Origin of the sequence: Methanocalculus taiwanensis (genome assembly GCF_024372745.1) — an archaeon.
GTDB classification, from domain to species: Archaea; Halobacteriota; Methanomicrobia; order Methanomicrobiales; family Methanocorpusculaceae; genus Methanocalculus; species Methanocalculus taiwanensis.
The window spans coordinates 13749-40660 of the sequence record NZ_VOTZ01000023.1; the positions used below are offsets into that span (position 1 = coordinate 13749).

A 26912-nucleotide genomic window follows, 5' to 3' on the forward strand; every position below is an offset into this window, starting at 1 on the left:
ATGGAATCCGGAATTAATCCATGGTCAAGCAGCCAGAGCATCGATATTGATCGCCTCTTTACAGAATTCGGGATAGAGGCTGTTGATGAGGAGATAAAACCGCTGACAACACAACCGCCATTTTTCCGGAGGAAGATAGTTGTCGGCCATCGCGATTATGGTCCAATCGTCGGGGCGATCAATTCAGGTTCCCCGTTTAATGTGATGACCGGGTTCATGCCATCGGGCCACCCCCATCTCGGTCACCTGATGGTGATGCGCGAAGTCGTATGGCATGTCGAGCAGGGAGGGGCCGGATATGTCGCTGTCGCAGATCGTGAGGCGCATGCCGTCCGTGGACTCTCCTGGGATGCCTGCAAACGATTTGGCAGGGAATATCTAGAATGCCTCTATGCACTGGGCTTTTCCGGAATAACATACTACCAGAGCGAAAACGAAAAACTGAAGGATCTTGCATTTGAGGCTGCAATTAAGATCAACTTCTCCGATCTCCAGGCGATCTATGGGTTTTCGCAGGAGACTGCTCTTGCTCATGCAGACTCAGTTGCCACGCAGGTTGCCGATATCCTTTATCCACAACTGATGGGGGGCCCTGCGCCAACGGTTGTCCCGGTCGGAATCGATCAGGATCCTCATATCCGGCTGACCCGTGATATTGCTCATAAGATGCGGTGGTTTACGGTGCTTGATCAGGGAGATATCATCAGTGTGAGGTCAAAAAATGCCCCTGCCCATGTGATGGATGCAATTGTTGCGGCATTTCCTGGATCGAAACGGTATGAGGGGCATGTGGATATCCATGGTGCAGACTGTCTCTTTGTATCAGAAAAAGTACGTGCAATCGAGGTTGCGGAGGGAGGTTATGGTTTTATCTCCCCGTCATCAACCTATCATTCCTTCATGCAGGGGCTGCAGGGGGGGAAGATGTCAAGCAGTGTTCCGGATTCACTTTTCTGGTTCGATGAAGCCGAATCGGATGTGAAAAGAAAGGTGATGGGAGCCCTTACCGGAGGAAGAATGACAAAAGAGGAGCAGGTCAGGCTTGGAGGCGAACCTGACTGCTGCCCGGTCTATCTCTTAAATCTCTTCCATATGGTCACAGATGATGAAGAACTCCTTCAGATCCGCACACAGTGCCTTTCCGGCACGCTGCTCTGCGGAACCTGTAAAAAAGCGACATTTGAGCGGGTAAAAGAATTCCTCTCGGATTTCAAGGAGAGGAGGGATGCAGTATCCCATAAGGTGGTGTAATAGAATGGAACTGACCGCAAATGAAAAACGTCTCCTGGCTGAGCTTGGGAAGCATGGATCGGCAGATGCATCTATCCTTGCAGATGAGCTTTCTACCGATGCCGCTGCTGTTGTGCAGTGGGCACACCTTGCCGCAGGTAGAGGGCTTGTCCAGGTCAACCGCGAGGTGAAGGAAGAATATCAGCTCACTGAAGAGGGAGAGGCCTATGCCAGAGACGGTCTTCCAGAACGGCAGGTGGTCGAGAGTATTGATGGAGAAATCCCGATGGGGGAACTCTCCCGGCACCCTCTTGCAAAGGTCGCAATTGGCTGGATGCGGAAGAACAACTGGATTGTCATCGACCATGGTATTGCACGAAAAGCTGCTGCTATTCCCGAGAGTCCCGATGAGATAGCCCTCGAAAAGATCGCCGCTGGCAGTATGGATCTCGATGATTGTGGCGAACTGAAATCCCGTGGTCTTGTCACCGTTCATGAGCAGGTCCGTTGGATCATTGAGATCACACCTGCTGGCAGGAATCTTCTAAATGCAGGAATCGATCTCCGTTCAGAAGCAGGCACCCTCACGCGTGAGCAGATTCTATCAGGTTCCTGGCGAAATGAAGTGCTCCGCCGCTATAGCCTTGCTACCCCTCCGAGAAGAATATATCCCGGCAAACCGCATCCATATCGCCTGATTCTGGATGAGGTGCGAACCCTCCTCTTAGAAATGGGATTCTCGGAGTTTTCAGGGAATATCGTCCAGAGCGTCTTCTGGAATTTTGATGCCCTCTTCCAGCCGCAGGATCACCCGGCGCGGGAGATGCAGGATACCTTCTATCTCGAACATACCTCAGAACTCCCTGATGGGTGGGAGAAGGTACGGGATATGCACGAACATGGGGGCGAAACCTCCTCAACCGGCTGGGGGGGTGCCTGGGATAAGACGAAGGCTGAAGGTTCCGTCCTCAGGACACATTCGACCGCCCTGTCAATCCAGTATCTCGCTACACACCCGGAACCGCCACTCAAGGCTTTCTCTCTCTCAAGAGTGTATAGGCGTGAATCGATTGATCCAACCCATCTTGCTGAATTCGAGCAGCTTGAAGGAATCGTGATGGATGAGGGTGTCACCTTCAGCCATCTTCTTGGTTTCCTAAAGGAGTTCTATCACCGGATGGGATTCTCTGATGTCAGGTTCCGGCCTGCGTATTTCCCGTATACCGAACCCTCAGTCGAGCCTGAGGTCTGGGTGGATGGCCTTGGATGGGTGGAGCTTGGCGGTGCAGGTGTCTTCCGTGAGGAGGTGACTTCACCTTTTGGCATTTCGTACCCGGTTCTGGCATGGGGACTTGGAATCTCGCGTGTGGCTATGCTCAGGCTCGGCTTAAAGGATCTGCGGCAGCTCTATAAGAGCGATATCGATTGGATCCGCAACACTCCGTCATACCGGAGGATCTAGGAATGGCGATTATTACATTAAATTATGAATATCTCGAACGCCTCACGAAAACTGACAGGAATACGATTCTGAAATCCCTCCCGATGATCGGATCTGATATCGAACGGGTTGAGGAAGACCATGCAGATGTCGAGTTCTTCCCTGACAGAACCGATCTTTACTCGGTTGAGGGGGTAGCACGGGCGATGCGGGGCTTCCTTGGGATTGAGACCGGACTGCCTCATTATCATGTGGCTGAATCCGGCATTTCTTTCTCAGTAGATCCGGGCCTTGCCGGGATTCGCCCAGTGCTTGGGTCAGCAGTGATCAGGAACCTCCGTTTCGATGATGCCTCAATTGAATCGGTGATGGCACTCCAGGAGGCGCTCCACTGGGCTATTGGCCGCGGGAGATCCAAGGTCGCGATCGGGGTGCATGATCTCTCCACGGTGAAACCTCCATTCAGGTACATCGCATCTCCAAGGGATCGACAGTTTGTACCACTTGATTATACCGAATCGATGACAATGGATCAGATCCTCGATGAACACCCAAAAGGAAGGGCATATGCAGGTATTGTCGAGCAATTCGACCGATTCCCATTAATCGTCGATGCAGATGACCAGGTTCTCTCGTTCCCCCCGATCATCAATGGGGAGCTGACCCGGGTTACATCCGATACAACCGATATCCTCCTCGATGTCACAGGAACAGATGAACGGGCTGTCCAGAACACCGTTGCGATCATCTGTACAGCTTTTGCAGAGGCCGGTGGGACAATTGAATCGGTTGTAATTGACGGGCAGAAGACCCCCTCGCTTGAACCGGTTGAACGGATCATTGACTCAGATGAATGTGCACGCCTGCTTGGTCTTCCCCTTACACCCGAATTAATCGTTCCACTTCTTGAAAGGATGCGGTTTGGGGCTGAACCGCTTGAAGGATCGAAGGTCAGGGTAACCATACCCTGCTACCGGGCCGATATCATGCATGACTGGGATATCTTTGAGGATGTTGCCATTGCATATGGTTTTGATCGGTTCCCGGCAACCCTTCCCCCGACATTCACGATAGGATCTGAAGATCCCGCCTGCCGCTTCATCCGTATTGTTTCAGGTGTTGCAATCGGTCTTGGATATACAGAAGTAATGCCATTTACCCTGACCAATGAACGGGTCAGTTATGACCAGATGCAGAGGCCGGAATCAGAATCTGCACTGAAGGTGCTTCACCCGATCTCAATTGAGAATACCATTATCAGAACCGATCTTCTCCCGATGCTGCTTGAGATCCTGCAGCTGAATAAACACCGCGAGCTGCCACAGCGGATCTTTACGGCAGGGGATGTAAATGATGGAACACTCACATATCAGAAGATGGCAATAGCTGCAATCCACCCGTCAGCGGACTTCTCGGAGATCTATGCAACAGTGGATGTATTTCTGAGAGAATTGGGTGCGGAAACTCTCACCATCGCCCCCTCGGATGACCCTGCATTTCTCCCTGGCAGACAGGGTGCAGTCATGAATGGATCGGAAAAAATAGGCTGTTTCGGGGAGCTTCACCCCGATGCGATCGTCGCTTTTGATCTCGAACATCCTGTGATTGGGTTTGAGATCGATATGAGACCATTTCTTTAAAAGGGTCAGAGCCGCACCGGGACACCCCGTGTGGCAAGATACTCTTTTACATCCCTGATGGTCAATTCCCCAAAGTGAAAGACGGATGCAGCAAGGCAGGCATCAGCTTTTCCTGTAACGAATCCCTCATAGAAGTGCTCAAGCGTCCCCACCCCTCCGGATGCAACAACCGGGATGTTTGTGGCAGAGGCGACTGCTTCTGTGATCGGGATATCAAAACCTTCTTTTGTGCCGTCCGTCTCCATTGACGTGAGCAGGATCTCGCCCGCACCCCGCTCTTCTGCCTCCTTTGCCCACAGGATCGCATCAATACCTGTTGGTCTGCTCCCCCCATGCGTTACGACCTCATACCAGCATGAAGATCCATCGGGGAGGGAGATCTCTGTAGTTCCATCCTGAGGTATGTAATTTCGTCTTACATCCATTGCAAGGACGATACATTGGGTTCCAAATGCAGCCGCACCCTCGGAGATGATTTTGGGGTTTTGTACAGCAGCTGTATTCATCGATACTTTATCTGCACCGGCACGGAGAATGGCGGTGATATCGGCTGTTGTGTTGATCCCGCCGCCGACTGTCAGTGGCAGGAAGAGTTGATCGGCGGCACGGGATATGAGCTCGACGATCGTCTTTCTTTTCTCTTTTGATGCGGTAATATCAAGAAAGACAACCTCGTCTGCCCCCTGCTCGTTATACCGTGCTGCCAGCTCCACCGGGTCACCTGCATCCCGGAGATCCTCAAAATGTGTGCCTTTCACTACCCTGCCATCTTTCAGGTCAAGGCATGGAATGATCCTGCGTGTCAATGCCATTACAAGAATGATATGTCGCATCCTGTTATCAAGCTCTGTTTTCTTTCGGGGTTATTAAGAGATCATGCGTTCAACTGATACAGACAGGGTTTTAGAGTATGCATACTGGTGAAGCAAAGATCCGCTGGGCGGAACAATATATGCCGGTTCTCAGGGAGATCCGGGAGAGGTTCGTGAAAGAGCAGCCGCTTGCCGGGATCGTAATCGGTATGGCACTCCATGTCGAGGCAAAGACCGCTGTCCTCGTAAGGACGCTTGTTGCCGGTGGTGCTGAGGTGCATATCACCGGCTGCAATCCGTTGTCGACGCAGGATGATGTTGTCGATGCGCTCAAGGCATCAGGTGTCCACTGCTATGCAAAGCGTGCTTGCACTCTTGAGGAGTATTATTCCGCAATTGACCAGGTACTGGATGCAAAGCCATCTATTACGATAGATGACGGAATGGATCTCATCCACCGTCTCCACACAGGCAGGCGGGATATACTTCCACTTGTGCTTGGCGGGTGCGAGGAGACGACGACCGGTATCCACCGTCTGAAGGCGATGGCAAAAGAGAAGAAACTCCTCTTCCCGGTGGTTGCTGTCAACGACACTCCGATGAAGCATTTCTTCGACAATGTCCATGGCACCGGAGAGAGTGCGCTTACTGCGATCATGGCAACGACAAACTGCCTGATCGCAGGCAAACAAGTCGTTGTTGCGGGGTACGGGTACTGCGGCAGGGGTCTCGCCACCAAGGCACGGGCACTTGGTGCACGGGTGATCGTCACAGAGATCGATCCACGCCGTGCTCTCCAGGCACACTTTGATGGATTCGAGCTGATGACGATGCGTGAGGCTGCACCGATTGGAGAGCTCTTTGTCACGACAACCGGCAATCTCAGCGTCCTCACAGCAGATGACTTTGCATTGATGAAGGATGGAGCAATTCTCTGCAATGCAGGGCACTTCAATGTCGAGATCGATATTGGATGGCTTGAGACAAATGCTGATTCTATCGGAAGGCGTGACGGAATCGATTCCTATTCATTTGGCGACCGGACACTCCATGTCCTGGCAGAAGGACGTCTTGTCAACCTGGCCGTGCCAAAAGGGATGGGTCATCCGATTGAGGTGATGGATCTCTCCTTTGCAGTTCAGGCGTTATCAACCGAGTATATGGCAAAACAGGGGCGGAATCTAACCCCTGGCGTCCACGAGGTGCCAACCGCAATCGACGAGCAGATCGCCAGGATCAAACTCGCAGCACTCGGATGCTCAATCGATACGCTCACCGAAGAACAGGCGGAATATATGTCCTCCTGGAATGTCGGAACATAATTTCACTCACTTTTTTCTTATCTCCTGAATCATCTCTCGCGCGGCGAAGAGATATTCCTGGGCATAGCCAGCATTTGGTCCGAATATTTTGCGGGCAGAATCTGCAATACTGTCATATGAATATCGTTTCCCCTCGTCAAGGTAGTGCGTACGCATGATCCGGTCAATCCAGACATCGACGGGTACTGCTTCCAAATGGTGAAAGGCAAAGAGGAGTATGCAATCGGCAACTTTCTTGCCTACACCGGGAAGCCTGATCAGTTCGGCGCGCGCCTCTCTGTAGGGGAGGGTCGCGATCTTCTCTTCCCACGTAGAATCGGCAGATAGCACTGTTGCAGTACCACAGAGATATTTATCCCGGTACCCGACGCGGCAACTCCGGATATCGCAGAGGGGAGATGCTGCGAGTATCTCCGGGGAGGGAAAGGTGTATCTCCCTTCACGAATCTCCTCTCCAAATCTCTCGCAGAGAAGTTTAATCCGGGTTTGTATTCCGGGAATGTTTGCAAATGTTGCGACTATATAGGAGGCAGTACATTCCCATGCCGGCTGCCGCACGATCCGAAGCCCATATGCCTCTAAAACTGCCTGCTGAAGGATCGGATCATCCGGAAAGCCTGTTAGTATTCCTTTTAGATCCAGATCCAGATCGAAATATCTGATAATCTCCCCTTCTGTCACTCCGAAAAAGTGAAGTTGATTGCCGTCCTGCCTGATCCTAACCGCCTTATTGTTAAGAACCCCGCACCACCATGCTCCCAGCTTCTCCCACCGGAAGACCTGCCCGCAGGATAGGGTTTTATCAAGATTGAAAGGGACCGCGTTTCCTTCCAGAACGAGGCTCATATATTCCGCCACGCTCTTTATTCACCCGTGATTAGTCCGAGATTGTTCATCATCTTATACACATCTTCGTTCTCGTCTTCGAACCCGGATTCGGCTTCGTAGTGGTAGGATACCCACCGGACCTTCTTCCCGTCAATCCGGTTATAGAAGTACCAGGCAGGTTCACCAGTTGCCTGATGGAAAACCAGGAGAAATAAGGGCAGGAGTTTCAATGGTTCTGGACTGTCACGTGAATAGAGATACAGCGATCCGGTATCCAGAGGTATGAGTGAATTGATCGTCAACCCGAGAAAACGTGGTCTTGTGCCGGTGATGGACTTAACCTGGGAGAAAAAGATACCATCATGGTATTCCGCAGCGCTGGGTTGAATCACCATTACGTCATTGAAGGTGTCCCTGATCCTCTCTCTGAACCGGGTGAGCAATCTCTCAAGAACAACAAGCTGTTCTTCCCGCTCTCTCTCTCCGGCGATGCCTCCATGACCTTTCCAGTCGTTTCTGAGATCGGCGATCTCGTCAAAGAGGGCAAAGAGCCTCTTACTTGTTATATTATCAATAAATTCACGACCCGGATATCCAAATTGCCGCTTCATCTCATCGTGCCTGCTTCCTGATGAGAACCTCTTTCGAATATGGCGGCCTGCCCTTCTGCAGATGATTATCCAGCTCCGGAATGTGGCATTTTTATAAATATCACGGAATTCCGGATCCTCATCGAGGAGGTCAATCCCTTCTCTCATAATGGCCGGCTCTAATGCAGAAAGGAGAATGCCCGCAATAAATTCAGCAGCCGCCTCAAAGAAATGGAAGAGGTGGGATACTTTTCTTGCAGGGCTTCTTTCGGCAAGATATGCCCAGAGGATGGAAGCCAGCGGATAAGGCAGGGTCTCGATCCACTCTTCGATTCTCTCTCCCTCTCTCAATGTTTCGATCTGGCTCCAGGTGGATCGTGAAGACAATGGATGCATCCAGAGTTCTTTCTGAAGCAATTTGAGCCTTCCTTGTTCAGATTCAATCAATGTGTTAATTGCGATCACCTCTGCCTGAATCTGAGGGGCGGGAAGATAGATCTCTGTCCTGGCAAGCGTATCTGAGAAATGATCAATTGTACCTGATCGCTTCCCCACAAGTTCCCGGATTGCTCTGCCCAGCTCTGTCTGTAAAAAACCAATAAGGTACTCCGGTTCAACCGTTCCGGGTCTGAGGAGGATGCATGCAGCATCGGTTGATAGATCTGACAGATCCTCGCTTGAGATCACTGGTGGTGCATCCGGTGAGAATGGGAGATAGATTCTCCTGCCTGCATCATGTAATGTTCCGCAGGCGCCGGTGATGATCGATCTGGTAATTCCGGAGAAAGGAATGCGGGGAGCTCCATGCTCTTCTGCCAGCTGTCTTACTCTCTCTTCAAGATGTATCTCATCAAGTGTTCTAAACTCTGACGACCGGATAAAAACGCCCAGTTCCGCTTTTTTCCCATTCTTCTGCTGTTTTAGATTCTGAAGGAGGATCGCATGACGCGAAGTGTCATTTAAGAGTTCTCCCACCATCATCAAACCAGCTCTTCCTTTCTTAATGATGATAAACAGCTGTTCTTCTTCTGTTCCATAGCTAGTAAGATCTCGTGGCATGGTGAGTGCTGCTTCGCAAGAGAGTCCGGATTCCAGGAAAAATCCCTCTTTTATGGCTTTTTTGAAGAGATCCCGTGGAATGATCGAGATGAGGGCGCCATTTTCAGAAAGATGGAGCGCAGATAAAATCAGGAGGTGATAGGTACCTGATTCAGATACCTGTTGCGTATCCCTCTCTTCTGCCGCTTTCCTCCGGGATTCTCTGGGTGGCATTGAGGGGGGAAAGAGGAGGATCAGATCGAATGTCCTTTTGCATCGGGAGAGGATCGTTGCCGAATCGCCTTGTATTATCCGGATGCCTTCGTGAGTCACTCTTTTATAGTCACCCAGAATAGCTGCAGCGTATTTTGCACCAGTCTCATGACTGATTGCAGCAAGGGTATCTGTCCCATCTCCACCAAGGCTGAGGATTGATTGGTATCCTTTATCTGAAGCATACAGGACGATGAAGGATCTAATCCACTCGGGATATGCCATTGATATCATATTCAATCTCTCACCTCATCAAACTCTGGCAGACGAGAATACTTATCTGCTGATACCTCTCAAAAGGCAGTATGAGTCGCATGGTTATCATAGCAATCCTTTCTCTCCTTTTTCTCTGCGCATCTGCCGGATGCACGGGGATACTCCCGGGACAGAATAATGCAGGCACTTTACCTGATCAGACACAGTACCAACCAACATATGAGCCCGCGGGGGAAACACCAGCAGTAGTACAACCACAGGCATATGCCCAGACCTCCTCCCAGTCATCCGGTGGAGTCAACTCGATCTCCCGGATGGTAATATGGGCTGAACCAATGGATATGGGTGCTTTTCATGATCTTGATGGCCTGATAATCAAGTACTGCTTCTATGATACCAATAACCGCCCGGTCAGTTTTGACGGGACCTTCATCTCAATGCAGATAAGCATTCATACCCCTGACACAAACCGTCAGAAACTGAAGATCAATCCAAGACAGATATACCGGGGTTCGACTACCATCACCCGTTCGCTGCCCGATGAAGAGTATCCGCTCCGTGGAATATGGATTCCCTATACTGAGCTGACACTCGATGCCCAGGATCGTGGAATCGGCCGTGTCCACGTAAAAGCAACCCTGCCGACAGGGGTTGTGCTTGAGGCTGAGGAGCGGTATATCTGGCCGGTTACATGAAACCGGAATCTCTTCCTCTCATTCTTTCATTATAAAGAAGCCGATTACGGCGAGGAATAAACCGATCAGGACGGCGATGATCCCAAGCGATCCTTTCAGCACCACGATCACCTCGGGGATGTACAGGTACATCCCATATCCGCCGAGAAGAATGAGGACGATCCCGGCTATAAGGCTTCCAAGCCCTGCTTTATCAACCATATGTATCATATTTTCGTTCTTTTTGTGATATATAAAAGTTATACACATATCCTCCATGTGCCATGTCAACATCTGACAAAGACTAATGCGTCATACCGCAAACAAGAATCCATACAGGGATAGCAATGTTCTGGAATAAAGAGATGGAAACCCTTCGTGGAAGAGACCTCGAAGAACTCCAGTTAAAACGGTTGAAATGGACGATTTCCCAGGCTGAAAAAGTCCCTTTCTTTAAAGACAAGCTCCGCGCGGAAGGCCTGTCGGCAGATGATATTCGTAACCTTGATGATATCAGGAAGCTCCCTTTTACTTATAAGACAGATCTTCGTGAAGGCTATCCTTTTGGTTTTTTTGCTGTGCCAAAACGTGATATTGTCAGGATTCATACGACATCGGGAACAACCGGCAAACCGACTGTCGTCGGGTATACCCGCCATGATCTTGCAGCATGGGCAGATCTGATTGCACGGAACCTGACGATGGTGGGCTTAACTCCTGAAGATACCTTCCAGAATGCAGTGAACTATGGTCTCTTTACCGGCGGGCTTGGGTTCCATTATGGCGCCGAACTGATGGGAATGATGGTGATTCCAAGCGCAACCGGAAACACCAAGCGCCAGATTGAGATGATCAATGATTTCAAAGTCACCTCAATCCACTGCACACCCGGATATGCTCTTCATATTACAGAAGTGGTCGAGCAGATGGGAACTTCCCTTCCCTCGCTTCGGATCGGGGTCTTTGGCGCCGAGGCATGGTCTGAGACCATGCGGCAGGAGCTTGAGTCACGCCTCTCGATCAATGCCTATGACAGTTATGGGATGAGCGAAATGTTTGGACCCGGTGTGGCCTTCGAGTGCCCGGAACAGAATGGCCTTCATATCTGGGAGGACTGTTTCCTCTCTGAGATCATCGATCCAAAGACCGGGGAGACGCTTGGGCCGGGTGAGAAGGGCGAGCTTGTCATAACATCTCTCTCGAAAGAGGCGATGCCGCTTCTCCGGTACAGGACAGGTGATATCACCATGATCCTTGAGGATGACTGCCCCTGCGGACGAGGGCGGCGTATCGCACGTATTATGGGGAGGAGCGATGATATGCTGGTAATACGCGGAATCAACGTTTTCCCCTCCCAGATAGAGCATGTGCTCCTAGGAATCCCCGAGGTGGGTGATCAGTATATGGTATATGTTGACCGGAAAAACCATCTTGATGAGATGACAATCGATGTTGAGATGAACCGCCAGGCGTTCTCGGGTGAGCTGGATGGTCTCGTCGGTCTCCAGGTGATGATCTCCCGGAAGCTGCATGACGCACTCTCTCTCAGGACCACTGTCAGGCTTGTGGAACCGGGGTCGCTTCCACGGTTTGAAGGAAAAGCCAAACGCGTTATTGACCGGAGAGGTGATCTCTGATGGGGTACTGGGATCCGCGCATCGAGGAGATGCCGAAAGCAGAGCTTGAGAAGATCCAGTACCGGCTCTTAAAGACGCTTGTCTACCGGTTGTACAGCTTCTCGGATTTCTACCATGCCCGTATGAAGGAGGCAAAGGTTCATCCCGATGATATCAAAACACTCGCGGATATCCGGCTCCTCCCCTTCATGTACAAGAGTGATCTCCGGGACAACTATCCCGACAAGCTCTTCTGTGCTCCACAAAGTGATCTCGTCCGCTATCACGTCTCATCGGGCACAACCGGCAAGCCGACGGTTGTCGGATATACCCAGAAAGATCTCGACCTCTGGACGACCTCCCTTGCACGTGGACTCACCTCCTGCGGAATCGGGAAAGGGGATGTGATCCAGGTTTCTTATGGCTATGGCCTCTTCACTGGCGGGCTTGGCCTCCACTATGGTGCGGAGCGGATCGGGGCAACGGTTCTTCCGACCAGTGTCGGGAACACCGAACGGCAGATCGAGCTGATGCAGGATTTAAAGGCGACCGCCATCGCCTGCACGCCATCCTATCTGATCCATATCGGCGAGGCGGCCGAGCGGATGGGGGTTTCTATACAGAAGGATACACTGCTCAGGTCGGCTATAATCGGTGCAGAACCATGGTCCGAGACGATGCGGACCCGGATCTACGAGACGATGGGTGTACGCGCCTATGATATCTATGGCACAAGCGAGATATCGGGCCCGATGTTCTCTGAATGTTCTGAACAAAAGGGAATTCATATCTGGGGCGATATTGCAATCCCTGAGATCATCGATCCAAAGACAGGAGAGCCGCTGCCACCCGGCGAACATGGAGAGCTTGTCATGACCGTCCTCCAGAAAGAGGCGCTCCCGATGATCCGGTACCGGATTGGGGATCTGACACAGATACTGGATGAGCCCTGCCCCTGCGGCAGGACACATCCCCGCATCCAGCGGATCTCCGGGCGGGTTGATGATATGCTGATCATCCGTGGCATTAATGTCTTCCCCTCAGCCGTTGAGCATGCGATCTTAGGGATACCGGAGCTATCAGGCCATTTCATGATCGAGGTTGACCGGAAGGGATCGCTTGACGATATGCTCGTCCGTGTCGAGATGGCACCGGAGGCATTATCTGATAAGATCAACGATCTCATCAATATCAAACGGAAAGTGGAGCATACCTTGAAAAACGCCCTGAATGTGGCGGTGCAGGTTGATCTCTCGGAGCCGGGCTCGCTACCCCGGTTTGAGGGGAAAGCAAAGCGGGTTATTGACAGGAGGGTATTCTGATGCAGGGAGAGTTTATCATCAAACAGATCTCCGTCTTTTCGGAGAATAAGCCCGGGCGGCTTGCGGCAATTGCCGAGGCGCTTGAGAAGAGTAATGTGAACATCTTTGCCTTTTCAATTGCAGAGGCAAACAGCTTCGGCGTTGTGAGGGCACTCGTTGATAAGCCCGATGATGCCCGATCTGTCCTTGAAAAACTCGGTTTTGCCGTCCAGTTCACTGATGTGATTGCGGTCAGGATGAAGGATGAGCCGGGCGGCCTCCACGAGGTTGCACAGATCCTCGGTGATGCCGGAATCAATATCGAGTATGCATATGCGTATTCCGGAAGGGAGGCTGCTGTTCTGATCCTGCGGGTGAGCCAGGCCGGTGAAGCAATCCTGAAGATTCAGGCTGCGGGCGGCTCTCTCCTGAGAGAGAGCGATCTCGGATAGCCCATTTACTCTTCTTCTTTTGTGAACATATGGACGCGGCCTGCGACTTTATTGAGACTGATAACAAAAGCAATTCCATTGCCGGGTTTATCAAGCTCTGCTGCCACTACAATCGCATTAAGGATAGCATCTGTCTGCTCGGGGTTGACAATGGTCAGGATAATTTCCTTCTCGGGTTCGATCCTGATTCCAAGCAGTGTCTGCATCTCATGAATGCCGGTACCCCTGCCCGGTATAATTGTTCCTCCTGATGCCCCTGCAGTTCGGGATGCCTCGATCACCTGTTGTGACCAGCCTTTTTTAACAATTGTTACAATGAGTTCTCTACAACCTTCACAGATCATGATGATTTCACCTTTTTAATTCGAAAATATATCCCAAGTATAAGTATGGAGAGGATCGGGGCAAGCGCGATTAACGCGATTAGCCCAAATCCATCAATTACCGGATCTCGTCCTTCAATTCCGGCGGCGACGCCGACAGCAAGCGCCATTAAGAAGGTGACTGCCATCGGCCCTGTTGCTACACCGCCAGAGTCAAAGGCGATCGCAACAAAATCCCTGTCAGACAGCCAGAGGAGAATGATGGCGATAATGTACCCGACGATGATGAGGGGGAGAAATGAAAACCCTATGACAATCCGCGCCATGCCAAGTGCAACAGCTCCTCCTACACCAATCGAGAGGGTGTAGAGGATAAGGGTCCCCTTGATGAACCCGCTCGATGAATGTTCAACCTGATCGCTCAGGATACGGACTGCCGGTTCAGCATACGTTGCCAGCATTCCAAGAAAGAACCCAAACGGGATGAGGATCCATGCCTTCCCGTTCATGCTGAAGAATGATCCAATCGCATTTCCCGCCGGGATGAATGCGATATGAACGCCCTGGAGAAAGAGGATCATCCCAATGAGGGTGAAGAGGATCCCTTTGAAGAGGTTGATCACATGCCCCAAAGGAAGTTTCAGGTATGTTACCTGAAAGAGGATGAAGAAGAGGGAAAGGGGTATGAGTGCGACAATTGCATCCTGGATGACAGCCGCTATACCATTAAATATGACAAGTTCTGCCATCATACGAAGATCCCAAAGAGCATGATGCCGATAATCGGCCCGATTGACGCAAGACCGATCAAACCGAATCCATCTGTCAGTGCGGATCTGCCGGCAAGAACCGAGCTCAGTCCTATGCCGAGGGCGAGGATAAATGGTACCGTCAATGGACCTGTTGTCACTCCTCCGGCATCATAGGCGATCTGTAAATAGTCTGCCGGGGTCATAATCGCAAGAAGGATCACAATCAGGTACCCTCCTGTGAAAAGCCAGGTGATCGGCACCCCGACGACGATTCGGAGCATTGCAAGTGCGACGAAGATCCCAACACCGACTGCAATTGATATGATCATCGGATCGCGTGGGATACCGCCGTTTGAGACCATCTCAACCATATTTGTCAGCACCCGGACATCCGGCTCTGCGACAGTAGCAAGGAACCCGAATAAAAAGGCAACAAAGATCACAAGGTAGATCGATCCATGTTTTGGGAGATCTGAACCGATCGCCTCACCCATCGGCAACAGGCCGTTATTCACCCCAATCAGAAAAAGGGTGATCCCGGCGGTGAGCATCAGAACTCCCAGGCTGTAGTTTACAAGATCTGTCAGAAGTGAACCGGTAAGGAAGATGAGAATGATCAGCACGATCAGGGCAATTGGTGCTACTGCCTGTATCACCTCTTTCAGTGTATCCCGTACATCACCCAGCATTCATGCACCTCCTGGCTCTCTTATTCCCTATATCTGGAAACGAATCGTCTAATGGCTCTTAAAAAGACTGTATCCGGGTATGGATGTATATATGCTTTGAATTCGTAAAAAGCAGGTGGTTGTTGATGATGAAGAGGATAGATACCTATCGCTTCTCCCACCTGAGCAGATCCATCACAACCGAGAGGGTCGATCCCCTGCGTATCTCTTCACGTATCCTCTCCTCAGTTTTAAACACCTCAAGGGCACGGCGGCTGATCTCATAGGCATGCTCCTTTGGGATGACAACGACTCCGCTTGCATCCCCTATAACCCAGTCCCCCGGCCGCACCCTCTGGCCGCAGCACTGTATCTCAGGATTGATCTCCCCAAACCCTTTTGGTTCCCCGGCATTTGGGGCTGCTGCTGTTGCATAGAGGGGAATTGTCATTTCGAGGATGTCGTCAAGGTCGCGTACCGCCCCGTCAATGATAACGCCGGCAACACCCTTGTTCTGGCAGGAGAGCGTTGCCAGTTCGCCCCAGGGAGCAACGGTTCTGTCGCGGCTGTTGTTGATCACGATCACATCTCCCGGATGTGCGTGGTCAATCGCTTCGACGGGTTTTGCCCAGTCCCCGGCAAAGGTCTGTACAGTCACCGCCTTCCCGACCATCTTCCCCTCTCCCGCATACCGTGTGAGCCCGCTCATTGCACCTTTCCTGTGCATTGCATCAGACACATTTGATGAGGAGACGATGGTCAGCATCCGCCGGATCTCCTCATTTTGATTGACTTTGTGGAAGGTGGCCTTTACGGGCGAATCGATTGCGGATCGGATCTCCCGTGTTGATCCGGATACATCGGCGGACCTGATGATTGCACCACCTATGATGACAATTGCCGCTCCATGTGCAACCGCCTGTGCCGCCCGCGCCGCATCCAGCCCGCCTGCAGCGGCAATAGGTATTGAGACTGCGCCGGTGAGCCGTTCGAGGAGTTCGAGAGAGTCCTTCCCGATCATCTGCTGGTCGATTCCTACATGGGCATTGATGATATGGATTCCCATCTCCTCAAGCTCACGGGCGCGGGCTACGGGATCTACGACATTCATCATATCGCCCATCAGGCGCACACCATAGAGATCTGCTGCCCTCACCGCTTCCCTGATGACGGAGTCGTCAGATTCGGCCAGAATACAAACGACGCTTGCGCCAGCTTTTGCCGCCATCTCAACTTCAAGCGCCCCGGTATCGCTGATCTTCATATCCGCAACGATGGGGGTGTCTTGATGGCGTTTCCGTATCTCCCTGACAGCTTCCATCCCTTCGCTCTTGATGAGAGGGGTGCCGATCTCGATCCAGTCGGCTCCTCCGGCAATTGTTTCGTCCGCAATCGCATAGGCGCGGCTGAGGTCGAGGATATCAAGTGCAACCTGAAGAACCGGGGGTTTCATACACTACATTTGTGGTCTTCATCCTGCTTAAAAGCTGTTTAAAAAAGAGAGAGGGGTGGATCAGATCACTCGGATCCAAAGCGTTCTGTGAATGTAATATCGGAGAGATTCTTCTTCTTTGCAAGGACGAACCCTTCTGTCTTTGCTTCACCCGCAGCAATCAGCGAGATAAGCTTATATTTATCAGGAACGCCGAGGAGCTTTCTGATCGGCTCTGCGTACTCTTTTCCTTCCCCCGCAACCCAGCAGGATCCGATACCATACCCTGTTAATGCGATGAGGATATTTTCGGTGGCAGCACAGCAGTCCTCGACCACAAACTGCTGATCACGCTCGCCGAAGACGGCAAAGCAGACCGGTGCCTCGGCGATGAACTTCCCGCTGGTGGTGAGGTTAGCAATCTCTTCCCTGAGTGTCTTGTCCTTGATTGTTCCAAAGATCCATGGCTGGATATTCTTTGCTGAGGGGGCACTTTTTGCACAGTCAAGGACTTTGAGGATGATCTCGTCCGGAATAGGGGTGTCCTTGAAGTGCCTGATGCTGTGTCGTGCCTGAATGATAGTGACGCCAAAATTGGCGATGTTTTTGTTCTGAATCATAGTAGATCAGAGTGCTTTTCAAAGGGTTATTTGTTACGCAACCGGAGGTGGGTGATCACTGCCAATGCTCCAAGAGATGTAGCAAACGCCAGTGGTGCCGGAGTTGGTTCCGGAGTGGGCAGTTTAGTTGGCTCGGGGGTACTGATTGGTGTTGGCTCGGGGGTTTTCGTTGTTTCAACGGTTGGTGGTGTCACGGGCGAATCTGTTCTCGGGATTACCGTTACTGGTGGTGATGTGGGTGTGGGTGTAGTTGTCCGGGAAAGTGCAATTGTCCCGCTCTTTGGTGTGACGGTCCTGCCGCTAATCTCATAATTATCCTTCATGCGGTTTGCGTTACAAAAGGCGTAAAAATCATATTCTCCACGTGAATATCCTGCATCTGGATACCAGATCGATCCAGTCATGTAGGGGTTGGTATCAACTGCAAAAAAGAGAGGTGTTGCAACCCCGGCACGATTTGTCAGGGAAGAATATTCTATACCATCCTGTTGGTTTACACGAACCTCTATCGGTGCTCCGGATACCCCTGGGCGTAATGCCATCGCATGCAGGTTCGTCTCTATACGGAACTGGAGTTCAAAATCCATCGGCACCCAGAGCCCGGTTCTGTCTATCTGCCCATATCCAACATCATAAATCCTGATAGAAAGGTTTGGGTCAGCAACCATGATTGCCGGATTTCCGGTTCTCATGGAATACCAGGTTCCGGTTTTTCCCTGGAATGTCTGGGGTGCTACATAGAATGAACTGGCATCACTTACCTGAATGGTTGCTGTCGGGTTACCTGTGGCAGGTATTCCCCCGGCTGTAAACCATCCAAGGGTATCGCCATCATTCACACCACATGCAGTGATGTTGAGGGCTTCTTCACCAATAAATACCGTGCCACCTGCAGGGATGTCTGTTATGGCGGCCATTGCCGGGTTGATTTGGAGAAATGCAAGGAAGCAGATGCCCCATATTATTGCCCAATAACGTATTATCTCTCTATTTCCCATAATCATCAATAGAATGGTTCTTCCTCATGAGTGTTTCCCTGACAGCCGGCATCCTCTTAGAATAATGTCTGGATACTGTTCCATATATTTGAGAGCCCGTCGCTGATCAGCACCGTCGGATCAATCCCAAGGAGGGGGAATATGAAGATGAAATAGAGAAACGTCCCGAGTGTGCTGCCGAGATTGGCAAGTGCTGCAACCAGCACTACCCTGAAGAGGGGGATTCTGCTCATCTCTGAGATACTCTCAGCTTTGCTGATCTCCTTAATGTCAGATACTTTCGGTTTTCTGATCTTTGCCTCTGCAATCGCAGCAAACCATCCTGCCGCGAGAAGGGGATTGAGCGACGTTATCCATGCAAGCGAAAACGCAACCCCGGCGGAGATGGGGTGTCCACGGGCGAGGAGTGTGCCGAGTGCGGCGAGTGTCCCATTAATGACGATCCACCAGAGGAATGCAGTGATAAGTACCTCGTACCCGACACCTGAGAAGAGAATCGCAGCAATGAGCGAGAGAAAAAGAACCAGCACAACAATGCCAACAATCTTTCCCCATGGTGGACGTTTAATTTCTGAGATTAGTTCCTGTCGTGGAGGGAGGGTCTCTGGATCTCTCAGGTGTCTGGTTACGCCCCCGACATGTCCCGCTCCGATTACTGCGAGGACTTTTTCTTCCCCACGAAGGAGAGGGATGAGGCTATGTGCGAGATAGGCATCACGTTCATCAATGAGTGCCTTCGCTCCGTTTGGAGAGAATTTTCTGAACTCTTCAAGCGCCAGGGTGACAATATCCTGTTCGGTCAATGAATCAATATCCAGCTCTTCCCCGGAAACGCCTGTAACCGAAACAGCGAGCGCGTATATCATCCTGAACTTTTCCCGAAGAGTCATCCCGCTCCAGAATCGGGAAAGTGTTATCCTGATATCACGATCGATCAGCGCGATCCGGATACCTCGCTCCTCGGCGAGATTGATCGCTTCTTTCATCTCGGCACCCGGTTCTATACCGACATTCATCCCGATCTTCCGCTGGACATAGGCGAGCATCCACTGGACGAGCATCTGGGTCATATTCCCCGATGAGATGATTTCAGAGATTCCGGGTCCCTCTGTCTCACTCTCCTGTTGTTTCAGTGCGGAATAGCGGGGGGGATCAAGCTCCACCGCAATAATATCCGGCTCAAACTCAGCGATGGCTGTTCTTACCTCATCGATACTCTTCTGCGAAACATGCGCAGTTCCTACAATCCTGAGTTCACCCATGAATGCTCCACATTCCTCTGCTGTCGAAGACGACTTTTGCTCCTTCTGGAATTGTATGTGAAGAGAAGATCCTCCCGACCGCACTCTCCTCCTCCTCTTCTGCCTTCTGCCTCTTCAGGAGATCAGAAGCGATTTCGTCTGCCTCTTCCGGTGTCATCGCCTCTCCGGTTCCGGGACATTCAGATACGGTTAATGTATCGCCGTCAAGGGCAAATGGATACGTCCGGCAGATCCAGGGGCGGGATGAATAGATCGCGCAGCGCCCCCCCTCTTCCTGGAAGATACAGTTTCCGTTCCCATTTTTCAGACACCATTCAAAGGTAAACGTTGCCCCATTTTCGGCTTCTATAAATTCCGGATAGGGTATAACGATCTCATCACGTGTTCGTTTCGTTGCCGATAGCATCTGATCGATCTCCGGTGGTGAAACGATTACCCTGCTCGTTGCCTCATCACCCCGGCAGCAGATCCCACACTCCCTGCACTGGAACCCGATTTTCCGGATCTGGCTGCTGAGATCTCTTATTCTTTGCATATTTCGTTGAAATTCTGATAGATCAGAGATCCATTCTCTGAATGGCTCACTTCCGGATGCCATTGGAGACCAAAGATCCTCTTTTCATGGCATGCCATCGCCTCGATTTCACAAATTGTGGATGTGGCGAGGATCGTAAACCCGTCCGGCGCCCGCTTTACTTCATCGGCATGGGATGCCCAGACATGGATGGTGTCTGGATAACCGTCAAGTATCCCTCCATGGTTTCGAATGGTCACATCGACACCACCATATCCACCGCTTTTTCCAGATCCGATCTCGCCCCCGAGTGAGTGCGCGATCAGCTGGTGGCCAAGGCATATGCCGAGCACCGGAATGCCGAGGTCAAGGTATTCGGCACAGCGGCCAATTCGATCGATACTTGGCCCACCACCGAGGATGATCCCTCGGCACCTCCCTTCTATTTCAGACGGGATGGTGGTGTTTGGGATCATCATCACAGGAATGTCGAGATCGCGGAGCATCCGATGGATGAGATGGTTGAACTGCCCATAATTATTGACGACAAAGAGGGGTAGCATATCCTGCTTATTATTGGCGCTTGCCCCTCTTATCTCTTCAGGAGTATGCTGTTATAGTCCGGAGGATCTCAGCTCTGATCTCGGATGGACTGTGGTCCATAGCCGCCGCCAGGTACATCGCACCTCCGGCTCCCATTCCTTCCTTGACCTCCCCGATGCAATATCTCGCAAGGCCGGTATGACCGAGTTCCCCAAATTCCGGATCGACATATATCGGGGCAACACCAATTGCTTCAGCTATTTCGGCAAAATTTGCTGATGGATCGTTACGGACATAAATTGTGGTAACCACACGGGGAACCCGCAGGTTCAGCCCTCTGGCAACAGCAGCAACTGCCAGCATCTGTGTTCCTCCGGCAAGAACCACATCGCCGGAGAATCCTTTGAGCATACCGCAGGCGACAGGGATCATCGGATCTCCGGTCGCCGAGACGATATCAAGCGGTTCTGTTTTCCCTTCGTCTTTTAGCCTCCTGTTCATCGCATCAGCGATATCTTCTTTCTGTGAATGTGGGTTTGTTACCATGCTGCTTGAGACGCGGGCTGGATACCCAAGAGCGCGGAGAACACAGAGTGCTGTTGTTGTTCCGCCGGGAACACACTCTCCAATTACAAGCATGTCAGAGAGTGTTGAGAGGGATGTTCCGAGATAATACCCCTTATGAAAAAGAGCGTCTGCATGAGGTACGGCATCACCGTATCTTGGATCTCCCCCGGCTGAACCATAAAGATCATAGGTGGGTACCGTTGGTGAATGTTCAAGCCCTGCATTAATGAAGAAAGGTACGAGGTTGCAGAGCTGCATCATCGCGCGGGTGATGGTTGCTGGTGTCGGGCAGCCTGTCGGGGTGTCCGGGCGGATTGGCATGCTGGTGATCCTTCCATTTACGATCAGCTCGGCATCCAGGATTGGGGTGTATATGGTCTTGTCCGGCGAAGGACCTGCGCCAGAGATTCCTGGAACTTTTGATAGTGCAGTATTTGCAAGTATCGGGGCAAATACCGGTCTTTGTGGCGAATATCTGATTTCATCTGATAGAAATGCCATATACATTAAGTATGGCATACTTCAAAGATAATGATCGTTATGTTTGAGATCGAAGAACGCCTCGCCTGTGCAGGCGTTGAGATGGATGCAATACTGGATGCAGGCATGGAGCTGTATGTCTCCCATGGCCTTTCCGCAGAAGAAGGGCGCTTCCGGCTTGAGAAGAATGTCAGGCGCGCTTTGAACGATCCGAATGTCTCTGCGCTTCTCCTTTCAGCAATCCTGCTGGAAGATGAGCTATATATGAAACGAAAAGATTCTGAGATTGCAGATGATCCGGTCTTCCTTCTGGCTGATGAGATAATCGGGATGGCGATTGCCGAGGTTATCGCAGGAACATATGCACGATTTGAATTTACCAGGTATGATCAGAAGAAGCCAGGTATCCTCTCGACTCTTGGTCCCTTTCTCGATGATGCCATTGCGGGTTTAATCGCCGGATGCACCTCAAAACTCTATAGTGATAGTCAATGAGCCTGTTTGAGGGGATACGAGCACTGCTCCAATTCACTACAATATTTCCTATCGGGAGATCGGCAGATTTCGATGCATTTGCAGAGCGGTCTTACCTCTATCCGCTTGCCGGGTACCTGATAGGGGGGCTCGCTGCGCTCCCTCTTCTATTCATTCCTCATCCGATTGCAGCCGCCGCGATTGCCCTTGGGCTCCTGCTTCTGTTTTCGGGCTGTAATCATTTCGATGGACTTCTTGATCTCGGCGATGGCCTGATGGCGCATGGGAGCAGAGAGGTGAGGATTCGTGCGCTGACCGACAGACAGGTGGGAGCGGGTGGTGTTGCTCTTGGTCTTATGATCACGCTCATTTCCTTTGGCGCGCTTTCTTCACTTCCTTTTATTCCTATGGCGGTACTAGTGGCGGAAGTGTCTGCCAAGGCATCAATGGCATCTCTGACCGCCCTTGGCCGCCCATTCCGCGAAGGGATCCACAGCTACCTCTTCTGGCGTGGGCGACCATGGTTTGTGCTTCCGGCGTGGGCGCTGACCCTCCCGCTCTTCCTGCTCCCGATTCAGCAATTGGCGATTTTCGCAGCCCTCTTTGGAGCATCAGTAACGACGCTGGTTCTGCTTTTTGGGGGTGAGCGGTTGTTTGGGGGTATTAATGGTGATATCGTCGGAGCTGCAAATGAGATAGTCAGGGCTGTGGTTTTTCTCTCACTGCTGATAGTCACTGGTTATTGAGATCTGTTTGTTAGCGTGCCCAGAGGGGATGAAAACCCTCTCCCTTTTCATCTGCACATTCAATTGCATCAGCTGAGGGTTTTGCAACAATCGTGTTGAACATCGTCTGGGCTGTCAGGAGTTCAAATTCATTTGATGATCCGCGCCGTTGCTTCTGAAACTCCTGTGCATAGGGATTTGGCACAAGTCTCTTTGCATCCCGGATACCGGCACAGTGGATGCAATGAACACAGCGTGTATGGATTGGAACTTCTCCTGTCGCGCACTCAACAGTGATGCGGTCGTTTTTGCCTCGAATGAACGGTAATGTCTTCATCAGGTGAGGATAGGTGTGGATAGTTCATCATTGTATCGCTTCTTTTGGGAATTAACCCAAATTAAGAGAAATATTTTATATAGTTCTCATTCCAATCTAGTATACTCGCATTGGACTGAATGTACGCATGATTGTCCTTATCTGAGTGGAGGATTGAGAATGGCAGCAGAAAAGCCACACATGAATTTAGCCGTTATCGGCCATATCGACCACGGGAAGTCAACCACTGTCGGTCGCCTTCTCTTTGAGACCGGCAGTGTGCCCCAGCATGTTATTGACGGATACAAGAAGGAAGCAGAGTCAAAGGGCAAGGGCTCCTTTGAGTTTGCATGGGTTATGGACAACCTCAAAGAGGAGCGAGAGCGTGGTATTACCATTGATATCGCCCATAAGAGATTCGACACAGCAAAGTTCTACTTTACCGTTGTCGACTGTCCAGGTCACCGTGACTTCGTCAAGAACATGATCACCGGTGCATCACAGGCAGACGCCGCAGTACTTGTGGTTGCAGCGCCTGATGGCCCGATGGAGCAGACAAAGGAGCACGTCTTCCTTGCACGGACACTCGGTATCAACCAGCTGATCATCGCTGTCAATAAGATGGATGCAGTAAAGTACGATCAGAGCCGGTTCGATGAAGTAAAAAAGCAGCTCTCCGACCTGATCAAGATGGTTGGATTCAAGCCTGATGAGACTATTTTCATCCCGATGAGCTCATTCACCGGTGTGAACGTATCCAAGAAGTCTCCGGAGACTCCATGGTACACCGGCCCGACGCTTCTTGAAGCACTTGACACCCTGAAAGAACCCGAAAAGCCAACCGACAAGCCTCTCCGGCTTCCAATCCAGGATGTCTATACTATCTCCGGTATCGGAACTGTCCCTGTCGGCCGTATTGAGACCGGTATCCTGAAGAAGGGAATGAAAGTCTCATTCATGCCCGCAAACAAGGAAGGAGAGGTAAAGTCCATCGAGATGCATCACGAAGAGCACCCCCAGGCTCTCCCAGGTGACAATGTCGGCTTTAACGTCCGTGGTATCGCGAAGAATGATATCCGCCGTGGTGATGTATGTGGCCCGGTTGATGTACCGCCGACGGTTGCAGAGGAATTCACTGCACAGGTTGTTGTTCTTCAGCACCCAAGCGTCCTCTCAGTTGGATACACTCCGGTATTCCACTGCCACACAGCACAGGTTGCATGCACGTTCCTTGAGCTTCAGAAGAAGCTTGACCCGAGAAGCGGTCAGGTTAAAGAGGAGAACCCGGCATTCCTTAAAGCGGGCGATGCTGCAATCGTAAAGATCGTCCCCACACGCCCACTCGTTATCGAGAAGGCAAAAGAGCTTCCGCAGCTCGGCCGTTTCGCGGTCCGTGATATGGGATCCACCATTGCTGCTGGTATTGTCCTCGACATCAAAGCAAAGCAGATGAGATAATTTTCTCATCTTTTACGGTGACTCCCTATGCAAAAAGCCAGAATACGCCTTACCGGGACTGACTATAACAAACTTGAATCAGTCTGTTCCCGGATCCGTGAGATCGCCGAACGAACCGGTGTGAATCTTGCAGGTCCGATATCGCTTCCAACAAAGCGGCTCGTCGTTCCTATCAGGAAAAGCCCTGATGGTGAAGGAACAGCAACCTGGGATCGCTGGCAGATGCGTGTTCACAAACGCCTCATCGATATCGATGCAGACGAGCGTGCACTCCGCCAGCTTATGCGAATTCAGGTACCCAAGGACATCGGCATCGAAATCGTCCTTGAGGGCTGATCATCGTGAGATAGCGGCATGAAAGCCGCATCGGATACCTTATTTTACAAATGGCTCCTGAAACCGGAGTCGTTATTCATTTACATTCTTCTGGCTACTGTTGTTCTGCGATTTGCCTTTTTAGACTTAAAGCTCTTTCATCATGATGAAGCGGTGCATGCATGGTTTGCGTACCAGCTGCTGACAAAAGGCACCTATATCTATAATCCCGTCTTTCATGGCCCGTTCCTCTTCTATGCAACAGCTGGTCTCTTCTCGATCTTTGGAGATTCTGATCTTGTCGGGAGGCTTCTCCCGGCATTCCTTGGCACCCTGCTTGTTGCCCTCGTTTATCCGCTCTATAGAATGGGATATCTTGATAAAAATCAGATGCTTGTTGCGGCATTATTTCTGGCCCTCTCTCCGAGCATGGTCTATTTCTCAAGGTTTCTTAGAAATGACATCTTCATTGTGTTCTTCTCTCTTCTGCTTCTGGTTGCCGCTCTCGCGTACTTCAACTCCGGCAGGCTAAGGTTTGCCCTTCTTGCAGGTCTTGCGGCGGCTCTGGGGATGTCTGCCAAGGAGAATATGCCGATTGTGCTTGTGATCTTTGGCACCTACCTCATCTATTGCCTCTGGACACGGCGTCTTTCTCTCCCTCCCACGTGGAAGCGCGATATTCTTCTTGCATCCGTTCTTGCAGGGGGTGTCATTGCACTCTTCTACTCCTCATTTGGAGTCCATCCTGAGATTGTACTCAAAGCTGGCCAGATGGCAATCTCACACTGGACTGAGATGCATGGGATACAGCGGCTCGGCGGACCGTGGTTCTTCTACCTGATACTTTTTGTCCTCTATGAGGTGCCGATTATCCTGCTTGCAGGAATGGGTCTTTGCGGTTTCATAGCAGCAAATACATCGTCCCTGAAACAGCGTTTGAATAATGTGGAAATTCAGGATGATATACCGGTATCTTCATCACCATCCTCTATGAGGGATTGGCTTTTTTCCCGGTATCGACGTCCTGAACCCGGCATTGTCTATGATCCGAAGACAGAATTCATCAGGTTCTCTATCTGGTGGATGTTTGCATCTCTTACAATCTATGCGTATATTGGTGAGAAAGTACCCTGGCTCATCCTTCACCAGCTGCTCCCGATGATCTTTGTTGCAACCTTCAGGCTTGATCGCCTCAAGATGGTTATCGTCGTAGTTGGTACACTCATCCTCCTTGGGATGACCATGCATGTGGCGTTTACTCCGGCTGATATTGCAGAGCCGATTGTGCAGGTGCAGAACTCTGAAGATCTCCGGTTGGTAATGAAGTGGATTGATGCATCAGATCGGATTGGTATTGCGACTGACACCATATGGCCGCTCAACTGGTATTATCGTGGAGATGATCGCTGGTCAAAGATCACCTACTATGGCGGAAAGTCGAATGAAGGGGCCCTCCTTGCCGGCAACTTTGATCTGATCATAACTCATGATATGGATAGTTATGAAGAACTCCGTGGTTTCAATAAAACAACTCTGAAACATAGCTACTGGGTTACCTATTACGAGGTACAGGGAAAGATCCTTTGGTATTACGTAACCCGTCAGACGGAGGTAGGGAGTAAAAAATATGATGTGTTCAGATCCAACACGCCTGTTATAAATTAAAATGACGACATATGTCAGAGGCTCTTGAAATCTGTTCAACTAACATGATTAACTTCCTCCTTTTTATGCTCTTGCTCTTCAATGAGATGGATGTACTCTTGAACCAATCGCTCGCTCATTTCCAGTGTTCGAGCAATTTCTACCTGTTTCATCTTCCCATACAACATCCTCACCTTCTTAAATGACTTGATATATCGGTCACAGGCCTCCTCAGTATGCTGAGTCATCCGTGCAATATCTGGTGTTGGAATGTTCTGGAGGAACTTCTCGATAATCACTTTCTTATGCGTGAGCGATGGACCGATATCATGGATTGTCCCACGATAGGGCAGGATAACCCCATGTTCAGCCTGATATTCCCGGATAT

Annotated in this window: 29 protein-coding genes; 13 read left to right on the top strand and 16 right to left on the bottom strand. The window is 51.0% G+C overall.

The features are described from left to right. The 3 genes from FTO68_RS09805 to pheT are packed head-to-tail and all read left to right on the top strand — an operon-like array spanning nt 1 to nt 4311. Nucleotides 1-1251, top strand: a complete 1251-nt coding sequence (locus tag FTO68_RS09805) for a tryptophan--tRNA ligase (RefSeq protein WP_255333225.1) — start codon at nt 1-3, stop codon at nt 1249-1251. Nucleotides 1252-1255: 4 nt separating this feature from the next. After that, nucleotides 1256-2692: a phenylalanine--tRNA ligase subunit alpha gene (pheS, locus tag FTO68_RS09810; RefSeq protein WP_255333226.1), complete on the top strand. Its 1437-nt coding sequence runs from the start codon at nt 1256-1258 to the stop codon at nt 2690-2692. A 2-nt stretch (nt 2693-2694) separates the two neighbouring features. Further along, the gene (gene pheT / locus FTO68_RS09815; RefSeq protein WP_255333227.1) at nt 2695-4311 is read left to right on the top strand and encodes a phenylalanine--tRNA ligase subunit beta; all 1617 of its coding nucleotides are present in this window, start codon (nt 2695-2697) and stop codon (nt 4309-4311) included. Nucleotides 4312-4316: 5 nt separating this feature from the next. Here pheT and hisF read toward each other — a convergent pair whose 3' ends face one another. Beyond that, nucleotides 4317-5123 carry an imidazole glycerol phosphate synthase subunit HisF gene (hisF, locus tag FTO68_RS09820; protein WP_255333252.1) on the bottom strand — a complete coding sequence of 269 codons (807 nt, stop codon included), beginning with the start codon at nt 5121-5123 and terminating at the stop codon, nt 4317-4319. A gap of 98 nt (nt 5124-5221) precedes the next feature. Here hisF and FTO68_RS09825 point away from each other — a divergent pair, with 98 nt between their 5' ends. Then, a complete protein-coding gene (locus tag FTO68_RS09825) occupies nt 5222-6445 on the top strand; it encodes an adenosylhomocysteinase (RefSeq protein ID WP_255333228.1) in 1224 nt (407 codons plus the stop codon). A 6-nt stretch (nt 6446-6451) separates the two neighbouring features. Here the strand turns inward: FTO68_RS09825 and FTO68_RS09830 are convergent, their stop codons facing one another. Both FTO68_RS09830 and FTO68_RS09835 read right to left on the bottom strand, forming a co-directional pair. Continuing rightward, on the bottom strand, nt 6452-7303 hold the full coding sequence (locus FTO68_RS09830) for a DNA-3-methyladenine glycosylase family protein (RefSeq protein WP_255333229.1): 852 nt from the start codon (nt 7301-7303) through the stop codon (nt 6452-6454). A gap of 5 nt (nt 7304-7308) precedes the next feature. After that, nucleotides 7309-9399 carry a restriction endonuclease subunit S domain-containing protein gene (locus FTO68_RS09835; protein ID WP_255333230.1) on the bottom strand — a complete coding sequence of 697 codons (2091 nt, stop codon included), beginning with the start codon at nt 9397-9399 and terminating at the stop codon, nt 7309-7311. A gap of 80 nt (nt 9400-9479) precedes the next feature. On the opposite strand from FTO68_RS09835, the gene FTO68_RS09840 reads away from it, so the two are divergent. Next, the gene (locus tag FTO68_RS09840; RefSeq protein ID WP_255333231.1) at nt 9480-10085 is read left to right on the top strand and encodes a hypothetical protein; all 606 of its coding nucleotides are present in this window, start codon (nt 9480-9482) and stop codon (nt 10083-10085) included. Between the two features lie 18 nt (nt 10086-10103). Here FTO68_RS09840 and FTO68_RS09845 read toward each other — a convergent pair whose 3' ends face one another. Then, nucleotides 10104-10286: a hypothetical protein gene (locus FTO68_RS09845; protein WP_255333232.1), complete on the bottom strand. Its 183-nt coding sequence runs from the start codon at nt 10284-10286 to the stop codon at nt 10104-10106. A gap of 125 nt (nt 10287-10411) precedes the next feature. On the opposite strand from FTO68_RS09845, the gene FTO68_RS09850 reads away from it, so the two are divergent. The 3 genes from FTO68_RS09850 to FTO68_RS09860 are packed head-to-tail and all read left to right on the top strand — an operon-like array spanning nt 10412 to nt 13433. Beyond that, nucleotides 10412-11701: a phenylacetate--CoA ligase family protein gene (locus FTO68_RS09850; RefSeq protein WP_255333233.1), complete on the top strand. Its 1290-nt coding sequence runs from the start codon at nt 10412-10414 to the stop codon at nt 11699-11701. Then, nucleotides 11701-13002 carry a phenylacetate--CoA ligase family protein gene (locus FTO68_RS09855; RefSeq protein WP_255333234.1) on the top strand — a complete coding sequence of 434 codons (1302 nt, stop codon included), beginning with the start codon at nt 11701-11703 and terminating at the stop codon, nt 13000-13002. Before FTO68_RS09850 ends, FTO68_RS09855 begins: the two co-directional genes overlap by 1 nt. After that, on the top strand, nt 13002-13433 hold the full coding sequence (locus FTO68_RS09860) for an ACT domain-containing protein (protein WP_438362306.1): 432 nt from the start codon (nt 13002-13004) through the stop codon (nt 13431-13433). The genes FTO68_RS09855 and FTO68_RS09860 overlap by 1 nt, the downstream gene beginning before the upstream one ends. 5 nt (nt 13434-13438) lie before the next feature. Here FTO68_RS09860 and FTO68_RS09865 read toward each other — a convergent pair whose 3' ends face one another. The 10 genes from FTO68_RS09865 to cobT all read right to left on the bottom strand — a co-directional run bounded on the left by FTO68_RS09865 (nt 13439) and on the right by cobT (nt 21613). Then, nucleotides 13439-13777, bottom strand: coding sequence for a P-II family nitrogen regulator (locus tag FTO68_RS09865; protein ID WP_255333235.1), 339 nt, complete (start codon nt 13775-13777; stop codon nt 13439-13441). Then, nucleotides 13774-14508, bottom strand: a complete 735-nt coding sequence (locus tag FTO68_RS09870; protein ID WP_255333236.1) for a DUF1538 domain-containing protein — start codon at nt 14506-14508, stop codon at nt 13774-13776. Before FTO68_RS09870 ends, FTO68_RS09865 begins: the two co-directional genes overlap by 4 nt. Then, a complete protein-coding gene (locus FTO68_RS09875; protein ID WP_255333237.1) occupies nt 14505-15197 on the bottom strand; it encodes a DUF1538 domain-containing protein in 693 nt (230 codons plus the stop codon). The genes FTO68_RS09870 and FTO68_RS09875 overlap by 4 nt, the downstream gene beginning before the upstream one ends. A 145-nt stretch (nt 15198-15342) precedes the next feature. Beyond that, a complete protein-coding gene (locus tag FTO68_RS09880) occupies nt 15343-16629 on the bottom strand; it encodes an orotidine 5'-phosphate decarboxylase / HUMPS family protein (protein ID WP_255333238.1) in 1287 nt (428 codons plus the stop codon). 65 nt (nt 16630-16694) lie between these two features. Next, a complete protein-coding gene (locus FTO68_RS09885; RefSeq protein WP_255333239.1) occupies nt 16695-17228 on the bottom strand; it encodes a nitroreductase family protein in 534 nt (177 codons plus the stop codon). 26 nt (nt 17229-17254) lie between these two features. Beyond that, nucleotides 17255-18226, bottom strand: coding sequence for a DUF3821 domain-containing protein (locus tag FTO68_RS09890; protein WP_255333240.1), 972 nt, complete (start codon nt 18224-18226; stop codon nt 17255-17257). Between the two features lie 56 nt (nt 18227-18282). Next, nucleotides 18283-19488 (bottom strand): TraB/GumN family protein, encoded by a 1206-nt coding sequence (locus tag FTO68_RS09895; RefSeq protein WP_255333241.1) that lies wholly within the window; start codon nt 19486-19488, stop codon nt 18283-18285. Continuing rightward, entirely contained in the window at nt 19481-20023 is a 543-nt protein-coding gene (locus FTO68_RS09900) for a YkgJ family cysteine cluster protein (RefSeq protein ID WP_255333242.1), read from the bottom strand. The genes FTO68_RS09895 and FTO68_RS09900 overlap by 8 nt, the downstream gene beginning before the upstream one ends. Beyond that, complete coding sequence (locus FTO68_RS09905; RefSeq protein WP_255333243.1) at nt 20011-20565, bottom strand: GMP synthase subunit A; 555 nt, start codon at nt 20563-20565, stop codon at nt 20011-20013. The genes FTO68_RS09900 and FTO68_RS09905 overlap by 13 nt, the downstream gene beginning before the upstream one ends. Nucleotides 20566-20602: 37 nt before the next feature. Continuing rightward, nucleotides 20603-21613, bottom strand: a complete 1011-nt coding sequence (gene cobT, locus FTO68_RS09910) for a nicotinate mononucleotide-dependent phosphoribosyltransferase CobT (protein WP_255333244.1) — start codon at nt 21611-21613, stop codon at nt 20603-20605. Between the two features lie 39 nt (nt 21614-21652). Here cobT and FTO68_RS09915 point away from each other — a divergent pair, with 39 nt between their 5' ends. Then, nucleotides 21653-22087 carry a phosphatidylglycerophosphatase A gene (locus FTO68_RS09915; RefSeq protein WP_255333254.1) on the top strand — a complete coding sequence of 145 codons (435 nt, stop codon included), beginning with the start codon at nt 21653-21655 and terminating at the stop codon, nt 22085-22087. Beyond that, nucleotides 22084-22812, top strand: coding sequence for an adenosylcobinamide-GDP ribazoletransferase (gene cobS / locus FTO68_RS09920; RefSeq protein WP_255333245.1), 729 nt, complete (start codon nt 22084-22086; stop codon nt 22810-22812). Before FTO68_RS09915 ends, cobS begins: the two co-directional genes overlap by 4 nt. A 10-nt stretch (nt 22813-22822) precedes the next feature. Here cobS and FTO68_RS09925 read toward each other — a convergent pair whose 3' ends face one another. Beyond that, nucleotides 22823-23128 (bottom strand): hypothetical protein, encoded by a 306-nt coding sequence (locus FTO68_RS09925; RefSeq protein ID WP_255333246.1) that lies wholly within the window; start codon nt 23126-23128, stop codon nt 22823-22825. Nucleotides 23129-23287: 159 nt separating this feature from the next. Here FTO68_RS09925 and tuf point away from each other — a divergent pair, with 159 nt between their 5' ends. Genes tuf through FTO68_RS09940 form a run of 3 tightly spaced genes read left to right on the top strand, consistent with a single transcriptional unit; the run spans nt 23288 to nt 26545 of the window. Beyond that, nucleotides 23288-24565, top strand: coding sequence for a translation elongation factor EF-1 subunit alpha (tuf, locus tag FTO68_RS09930; protein WP_255333247.1), 1278 nt, complete (start codon nt 23288-23290; stop codon nt 24563-24565). Between the two features lie 27 nt (nt 24566-24592). Beyond that, nucleotides 24593-24901 carry a 30S ribosomal protein S10 gene (gene rpsJ, locus FTO68_RS09935; protein WP_255333248.1) on the top strand — a complete coding sequence of 103 codons (309 nt, stop codon included), beginning with the start codon at nt 24593-24595 and terminating at the stop codon, nt 24899-24901. A gap of 18 nt (nt 24902-24919) precedes the next feature. After that, nucleotides 24920-26545, top strand: coding sequence for a flippase activity-associated protein Agl23 (locus FTO68_RS09940; protein ID WP_255333249.1), 1626 nt, complete (start codon nt 24920-24922; stop codon nt 26543-26545). A 35-nt stretch (nt 26546-26580) separates the two neighbouring features. Here FTO68_RS09940 and FTO68_RS09945 read toward each other — a convergent pair. Then, nucleotides 26581-26912, bottom strand: a 332-nt coding sequence (locus FTO68_RS09945) for a DUF1670 domain-containing protein (RefSeq protein WP_255333250.1), incomplete at its 5' end; no start/stop codon positions are given.